The organism is Clostridium sp. (genome assembly GCF_051654825.1).
Lineage (GTDB): Bacteria > Bacillota > Clostridia > Clostridiales > Clostridiaceae > Clostridium.
Window position 1 is genome coordinate 1 of the sequence record NZ_JBOFYU010000194.1, and the last position, 4,696, is coordinate 4,696.

General features: G+C 29.1%; 4 protein-coding genes. 1 reads left to right on the forward strand and 3 read right to left on the reverse strand.

Annotated elements, in window-relative coordinates; all coding sequences use genetic code 11:
- The 3 genes from ACRDBA_RS11130 to ACRDBA_RS11140 all read right to left on the reverse strand — a co-directional run.
- A partial coding sequence (locus ACRDBA_RS11130; protein ID WP_438572987.1) for a glycoside hydrolase family 2 TIM barrel-domain containing protein occupies nt 1–2,903 on the reverse strand: 2,903 nt, incomplete at its 3' end.
- A gap of 208 nt (nt 2,904–3,111) precedes the next feature.
- A complete protein-coding gene (locus ACRDBA_RS11135) occupies nt 3,112–3,663 on the reverse strand; it encodes a Uma2 family endonuclease (protein WP_438572988.1) in 552 nt (183 codons plus the stop codon).
- A gap of 68 nt (nt 3,664–3,731) precedes the next feature.
- Nucleotides 3,732–4,310, reverse strand: a complete 579-nt coding sequence (locus ACRDBA_RS11140) for a lysozyme inhibitor LprI family protein (protein WP_438572989.1) — start codon at nt 4,308–4,310, stop codon at nt 3,732–3,734.
- A gap of 227 nt (nt 4,311–4,537) precedes the next feature.
- Between ACRDBA_RS11140 and ACRDBA_RS11145 the strand changes: the two genes are divergently transcribed.
- Nucleotides 4,538–4,696: GntR family transcriptional regulator (locus tag ACRDBA_RS11145; RefSeq protein WP_438572990.1), on the forward strand; the 159-nt coding region annotated here is incomplete at its 3' end.

Sequence of the window (4,696 nt, forward strand, 5' to 3'; positions counted from 1 at the left end):
GAAACTTCACTAGGAAGAGTTACACTTCCACCAACAGCAGCGAGTAATCTTGTATCTAACACACCTACAATGTCTTTTACTATAACATTTATAAATACTTCGTCATTACTTTCATTAACTTGTCCTTTAACTGTAAATATACCTGGCGTTTCTAGCTTTTCACTTGATACTTCTTCCCAAGTAACACGTACATCTCTATTAGAACCATTTAAATAAATAGCCTTAATAGTTTCAGGTAAAGCTAAACTTCCTTTTACAGGAACACTAACATCATTTATATCATATCCAATTATTCTATTTTCGTTTAAATCATCGTCAACTGTATAAACCGTTACTTTATCAGATGAAAGACCTTGACCTTTAGCAGTTAATGTAAATGAACCTGCATCCTTTGTTGATTGAACTATAACTAGAGCCTTACCGTTATATGCCTTTCTTTTATTGTCCTTATATCTTTCAACACTAGCTGCATTACCATTATCAACACCAACTATTTTACCATTTCCTCTTACTTCAAAATTTAATAGATTATCTGCTGTAGGCATAAATGTTCCATTTTCATCAAGAATATCTACAGTTATAAATGATAAATCATAACCATCAGCTGATATTACTTGTCTATCAGGAGTTAATTCTATTTTTTTAGCTTCCTTTGCAGTTTTTATTTCATCTCTAGCTATTTCATTTTCATTTTCATCCTTAGCTATAGCTGTTAATTTTCCTGGCTTATAAGGAATTCTAAATTCTAAATGTAGCTTTCCATCAGCAGTTTCTTTATATCTACCATTGTACCCTGCATTAGTAATATCGTAGCCTTTACTATCTATTAAGGTACCTAATTCATTGCTTTTTAGGTCTTCATTAAAATATAAATCTACTGAATTAGCATTAGTATAAGCATATAATAATATTTTATCTCCATCTACCATTATGCTTTTATCATCTTCCCAATTCCAGTGAGGCAATAAATGAACCATTGGCTCTTCTGACCACTGACTTTGATAGAAATAAAAGGCATCTTTTTCAAAACCAGCAGTATCTATAGCTCCAAAGTATGAAGACTTTGATGGGAATTTATTAATATAGGGAGTTGGCTCACCAATATAATCAAATCCTGTCCAGATATATTGTCCTTGGACATATTCTCTATCTCTATCTATTTTCCATGAATCTTCCGCTGTCTTTCCCCATCCTACATAATCATTATCATAAGAAGATTGTTGAAGATCAGCATGATTATCCATAACATTTTTTTGTTCAGGATGTGCATACTCTCCTCTACTTCTTAATGCTGATGATGTTTCAGAACCATAGATAACCCAATCAGGATATTTTTCATGGAAAAAGTCATAATGATTATCTCCATAGTTAAATCCAACTGTATCTACTTCATCACAAGCTATTTCATGACCACCTTCACCATTTTCGCCTAATTGGAATAATGATTCTCCATAGGTTGTAGGTCTAGTATCATCTATTTCATTTACCCAATCTCTAAGTTTTCTAGTCATTTCTTGACCTTTAGCTTCTTGAGTTACCCATACTTCGTTTCCAAGAGACCACATAATTATACTTGGGGCATTTTTACCTCTATGGACCATTTGCTTAATATCAAATTCTGCCCAAGTCATATTTCCATAAATAGATTTTTTCTCAAAGAATCTTCCATAGTCATAAGTTTTCTTTGCTGAATACCATCCATCAAAGGCTTCATCTACTAATAAGATTCCTTCTTCATTACATATTTCTATTAAATTATCAGAAGCAGGGTTATGTGTAACTCTTATAGAATTTACTCCCATTTCCTTTAGCTTTTTAACTTGTCTTCTTATAGACGCTTTATTATCAATAGCTCCTAAAGCTCCTTGGTCATGATGCATAGATACACCTTCTAGCTTCATTTGCTCACCATTTAAAAAGAAACCTTTGTCGGCTGTCATTTCAAACCATCTTACACCAAAGTCTGTATAATACTTGTCTACTTCTTCATTATTTACTATTACAGTAGTTTCTAAAGTATATAAATAAGGGTTTTCTGTTCCCCACAATATAGGATTAGAAATATTAACATCAGCATTAAACTTCTTTGTAGTTGAGGATTCTATTTTATCAGTAGAAATATTTTCAGCTACAATACTTCCATCATTGCTTATTACCTTAGATTTTACTACTACTTCTTTTTCTTCATTTTCATTATTAACTACATCTGTTTGAATATTAACCTTTGCATTACCATTTTTATATTCATTTTTTAAATCAGGTGTAGTTACATAAGTTCCATATTCAGCTACATGAATTTTTTCTGTTACAGTAAGATTTACATCTCTATAAATACCACTACCAGAATACCATCTACTACTTGGTTGCTCATTAGTAACCTTTACTGAGATAACGTTTTCTGTTACACCATCAGCAATTAATTCATCAGTAATATTAAATGAAAATGGTGTGTAGCCATAAGGATGATTTCCAACTTGCTTACCATTTACATATATATAGCTATCCATATAAACACCATTAAAGTTAATGCTTATTTCTTTTCCATCCATAGTTTTAGGTAAAACAAAGGTCTTTCTATACCAACCAGTTCCCCCATCTAAATATCCACCTTCATGAGTTGATTGAGAATTTTTATTAAAATCTAATTCAATGCTCCAATCATGAGGTAAAGTTAAATCTCTCCAAGCACTATCATCAAAATTCTTATCTTTAGCAGCAGGAACATTTCCTAAATTAAACTTCCAATCTTCATTAAAAGAAATTTTTCTTCCATAATCAGATTGGATATTAGATACTATTTCACTACTATCTTTTATTAAATTTTCTGCAAAAGCATCAACTTTGCAAAAAGACGTAAAAATTAATGCAGATAGTAGGACACTTATAATTTTTTTCCCTCTCATTTTTTCCTCCCTTTTAACTTTAAATATCTAGATTTTTCTTATGTCTATCCTCCTTTCAAACAACAGAAATTTTACGAACATTTTACATTTTTTTTACAGTTACAATTAAGTATAACATACTATATATATATAGAAAATATTAACAAATAATTAAGAGAAAATATAAATTTTAAGTAAAAAAAGTGCCTAAAAATTAGGCACTTTAAATTTACTCAAATATATCTGTTAAATTAATTTTTAAATCTGGAAAAACTACAGATGAATACTCATCATCATTCTTATATACATTCACTATTTGATATGCTCCATCTATAAGTTGATGTTGAACAATGAATCCAGTTTGTTCAACAAGGTTATATTCTAAAACTCCAAATCTTTCATAGGTGTCATATTTTCTTCCCTTATCAAATTTAGCTGTGGATTTAGAAAGTATTTCAAATATTATCTTAGGAGCTGAAGTAAAGCTTTCACCTTTTTTGGTAGCATCTTCGCACATAACAAAAATATCTGGCTTATATTTTCTAACGTCATCTTTAGAATTAAAAATAACTTCAATTTGTTCATCATAAACTTTACATTTAGATCTTTTTAAAAATATTGAAAGCTCAGTTAAAATATTTCTTTTTATTTCATTATGCTTTATTGAGGTTGTTGAACTTAAAAATATTAATCCATTATCATATTCAGCTTTTCCATCGAAATGAGATTGAATATCTTCAAATTCATCCTCACTATAATTATGGATATAATCGTAATTCACACTTAGTTCCTCCTTTTATATTTTAATTACACTTATTATAACAAATAAGATGTTAAAGAACATTAATTTTAGTAATATTTATGAAGTAGATCATAACATCTTTCCTTTGTACTATTTATTAAACTCATAACTTTATTTAGTGATTCCATTGTTCCACCTTTAAATTCATTTGCTGCTGCTTCACTTTTTTCATCTCTAGATTTAATCCAGTTAAGTTCTTCTTCTATTAATTTATTACCTTCATCTTCAGGAAGCTTTAATTGTATGCTTGTATAAATTTCATTAAGTTTTTTATCCCACTCTTCAAATTCCTTAGATGCAGCTTCTAGCATTTGAGATGTAACTCCACTATCATAATCATCCTTTAAGGATAAATCTAAATTACTTTCTAAGTTATTTAAGTCTTCAATGTATTCATTTTTAGTCATTTCTATATCATTTGATGCATTATTAATATCATTAACTCCTTCTGATAGAACATCTAGCTTATCTCCTAGAATATCATCAACCTGGTTTTCTAAATCCTGAGAGGTGTCTTCTTTCTTAGTAAAATCAGCTTCCTTTGTTGGGGTTTGTGAAGTACATCCTATTAAGAAGAATGTACTTATTATTGAAATGTAAAACGTACTTTTAATAAGCTTATTCATAGTTATTCTCCTTACATTTAATTATTTTTTTTCATATATACTTACTGTATTTCAAAATATAAGTAATTTAATTATATGTATTAAGATTTAGTATAGTGTTATGTTGGATGGATTACTAGAGTGTAAATATAAATTAATTTCTATTGACAAATAATATAAAGAATAATATTATTGTATTAAGAACTTAATACAAAGGTACAGAAATACAATTAGAAGGAGCTGATATAATGGCATGGGAATTTAAAGATACTCTACCTATTTATACTCAATTAATTGAAAAAATCACTATAAAGATTGTTTCAGGTGAATATAAGTCAGGTGAAAAGCTTCCATCAGTAAGGGATTTAGCTGCTGAAGCTGCAGTAAATCCAAATACAATGCAAAAA

Coding starts and splice junctions, on each gene's coding strand:
- ACRDBA_RS11140 (WP_438572989.1), bottom strand. CDS start 4,310: ATGAATAAGCTTATTAAAAGTACGTTTTACATTTCAATAATAAGTACA.